Raw genomic sequence first — 2,606 nt, 5'->3', positions numbered from 1 at the left:
CTACCGACGTATTCGACAACCGGGAGCCCTTTTTCTTTTATGCGTATAGCGTTGAATTGTCAATAATTGCTTAACCCCCAAACGAAAAAGGCCCCCGCACTGCGAGGGCCTTTCTAACTTCATAGCGAACCGATCTTACAGACCGGTGCTCACGTCAATCGTGTTGCCTTCTTCAAGCGTCACATAGGCTTTTTTCACGTCTTTGCGTGTGCCCAGCGACCCGCGGAAGCGCTTCACTTTACCTTTGGTGATCGATGTGTTGACCGCTTTGACCTTTACACCAAAGAGGCTTTCAACGGCTTCCTTGATCATCGGTTTGTTCGCGTCGATGGCCACTTCGAAAACAACGGCATTGGCTTCAGAAGCCATTGTTGCTTTCTCGGTGATGATCGGCTTGCGGATCACGTCGTAGTGTTCTGCCTTGGCGTTCATGACAAACGGGCCTCCAGAGCTTCGACACCTGCTTTGGTCAGGACGAGTGTGTCCGACTTGAGGATGTCGTAAACGTTCGCGCCCATGGATGGCAGAACGTTAATGGTTGTGATGTTGGCGGCGGCCTTGGCGAAGTTTGCGTTCACTTCGGCACCGTCGATGATCAGCGCACGCTTCCAGCCCAGATTGCCGACCATTTTGGCCAGTGCACCGGTCTTGGCGTCTTTGACGTCGATGGTGTCAACGATCACCAGCTCGCCTGCGGCCACTTTCGCGGACAGGGCGTGCTTGAGACCAAGCTTGCGGAACTTCTTTGTCAGGTCATGCGCGTGGCTACGGGGTGTTGGCCCCTTGTATGTACCACCGGAACGGAAGATCGGCGCGCCGCGCGAGCCGTGACGTGCGCCACCGGTGCCCTTCTGGCGGTAGATCTTCTTGGTGGAATAGCTCACCTCGGAACGACCCAGCACATCATGTGTACCTGCCATTGCCTTGTTGCGCTGCCAGCGAACGACGCGGTGCAAGATATCCTTGCGCGGCTCAAGACCGAAGATTTCGTCGTTCAGTTCGACGGAACCAGCTGCCTTGCCGTCCAGTTTGATTGCATCAGCCTTCATTATTTCTCACCTTCTTCTGGTGCGGCATCCTCTGCCGGGGCTTCAGTTGCAGCTTCTGCTTCAGCAGCTTCCAATGCGGCCTGTTCTGCTTCAGCAGCGGCCTTTGCAGCAGCTTCCTCTTCAGCGGCAGCAGCGGCAGCAGCTTCTTCAGCCAGACGCTTGGCTTCTTCGTCCATGGACTGCAGGCCAGCAGGGTAAATCACGTTCTCAGGCGTTGGCTTCTTCACCGCATCCTTGATTGTGACCCAGCCACCCTTGGAGCCGGGAACGGCGCCTTTGACCATGATAACACCACGGTCGGCATCTGTTTTCACAACTTGCAGGTTCTGTGTGGTCACGCGGGCAGAACCCATGTGGCCGGCCATCTTCTTGCCTTTGAAAACCTTGCCCGGATCCTGACACTGACCGGTCGAACCATGCGAACGGTGGGACACGGACACACCGTGTGTCGCGCGCAAACCGCCAAAGTTGTGACGCTTCATGGCACCGGCAAAACCTTTACCGATAGATGTGCCGGACACGTCAACATACTGACCTTCGAAGTAGTGGTTCGCCGTCAGTGTTTCACCGACATTGATCATGTTTTCGGGGGCAACGCGGAACTCGGCGACCTTGCGCTTGGGTTCTACCTTGGCCGCAGCAAAGTGGCCGCGCATCGCTTTGGATGTGCGCTTGGCTTTGGCATTGCCTGCACCCAGCTGGACAGCTGTATAGCCATTGGTGTCAGCAGTACGCTGTGCAACAACCTGCAGGTTTTCCAGAGCAAGCACAGTCACAGGGATCTGACGACCGTCTTCCATGAACAGTCGGGTCATGCCGACTTTCTTTGCGATAAGTCCTGTACGGAGCATATGATCTACTCCTTATACAGAAATCTGGACGTCAACGCCGGCAGCCAGGTCGAGCTTCATCAGCGCGTCCACAGTTTGCGGTGTTGGGTCGATGATGTCGAGAAGGCGCTTGTGCGTACGGATCTCGAACTGATCGCGGGATTTCTTGTCAACGTGGGGTCCACGCAGAACAGTGAACTTTTCGATCTTGTTTGGAAGTGGGATCGGTCCACGCACAGATGCGCCAGTGCGCTTTGCTGTGCTGACGATTTCGGCGGTGCTTGCATCAAGTACGCGGAAATCAAACGCCTTCAGGCGAATACGGATGTTTTGGCTGGCTGCCATGTCATCACCCTTTGATTAGGGCCTAGATCGGAGAGGAGGACCATGGCTCATCCAGAGCCCTCATCGCGTCTTTTATGTCCAATATAGAAAGGGCACGCAAAGCGCACCCTTGTTGGATAGCGGGCGTATAGGGGGAGTCGGCGGGTGTGTAAAGGGGGTTTGGCTCATTGGATCATATTCTAACGCAACTTGGGTTTGACATTTACCAACCAATGTCGGCTTTAAGCCAAGTTAGAGCATGTTGCAGTTAATTTGCCTCATAGCCTGCTGCTCTGAAGAAGTTATAGCATTCCTCTTCTGAGAACAGGTCGCAAACACGTCCGACGGCTTGCCAGAGGTCATCGTATGTTCGAGCCGCGTCTTTTCTGATCAGTGCTTTGAG

General features: G+C 54.8%; 4 protein-coding genes. All 4 read right to left on the bottom strand.

Going from position 1 to position 2,606, the window contains the following annotated elements:
- Positions 1-135: 135 nt before the first annotated feature.
- The 4 genes from VGP75_RS13350 to rpsJ are packed head-to-tail and all read right to left on the bottom strand — an operon-like array spanning position 136 to position 2,224.
- Positions 136-432, bottom strand: coding sequence for a 50S ribosomal protein L23 (locus VGP75_RS13350; protein ID WP_008236551.1), 297 nt, complete (start codon positions 430-432; stop codon positions 136-138).
- Positions 429-1,049, bottom strand: coding sequence for a 50S ribosomal protein L4 (gene rplD / locus VGP75_RS13345; RefSeq protein WP_110277997.1), 621 nt, complete (start codon positions 1,047-1,049; stop codon positions 429-431). Before rplD ends, VGP75_RS13350 begins: the two co-directional genes overlap by 4 nt.
- On the bottom strand, positions 1,049-1,900 hold the full coding sequence (gene rplC, locus VGP75_RS13340; RefSeq protein ID WP_327544139.1) for a 50S ribosomal protein L3: 852 nt from the start codon (positions 1,898-1,900) through the stop codon (positions 1,049-1,051). Before rplC ends, rplD begins: the two co-directional genes overlap by 1 nt.
- 12 nt (positions 1,901-1,912) lie before the next feature.
- The gene (gene rpsJ, locus VGP75_RS13335) at positions 1,913-2,224 is read right to left on the bottom strand and encodes a 30S ribosomal protein S10 (protein ID WP_055295556.1); all 312 of its coding nucleotides are present in this window, start codon (positions 2,222-2,224) and stop codon (positions 1,913-1,915) included.
- Positions 2,225-2,606 lie beyond the last annotated feature (382 nt).

The organism is Yoonia sp. (genome assembly GCF_036007805.1).
Taxonomy (GTDB): domain Bacteria; phylum Pseudomonadota; class Alphaproteobacteria; order Rhodobacterales; family Rhodobacteraceae; genus Yoonia.
The sequence above is the reverse complement of the archived record's forward strand: the minus strand, read 5'-3'. Positions and strand labels throughout refer to the sequence as shown.

What these genes read in the sequence shown, in the direction of transcription:
- rpsJ (WP_055295556.1), bottom strand. Translation starts at nt 2,224, where the DNA reads ATGGCAGCCAGCCAAAACATCCGTATTCGCCTGAAGGCGTTTGATTTC.
- rplC (WP_327544139.1), bottom strand. Translation starts at nt 1,900, where the DNA reads ATGCTCCGTACAGGACTTATCGCAAAGAAAGTCGGCATGACCCGACTG.
- VGP75_RS13350 (WP_008236551.1), bottom strand. Translation starts at nt 432, where the DNA reads ATGAACGCCAAGGCAGAACACTACGACGTGATCCGCAAGCCGATCATC.
- rplD (WP_110277997.1), bottom strand. Translation starts at nt 1,049, where the DNA reads ATGAAGGCTGATGCAATCAAACTGGACGGCAAGGCAGCTGGTTCCGTC.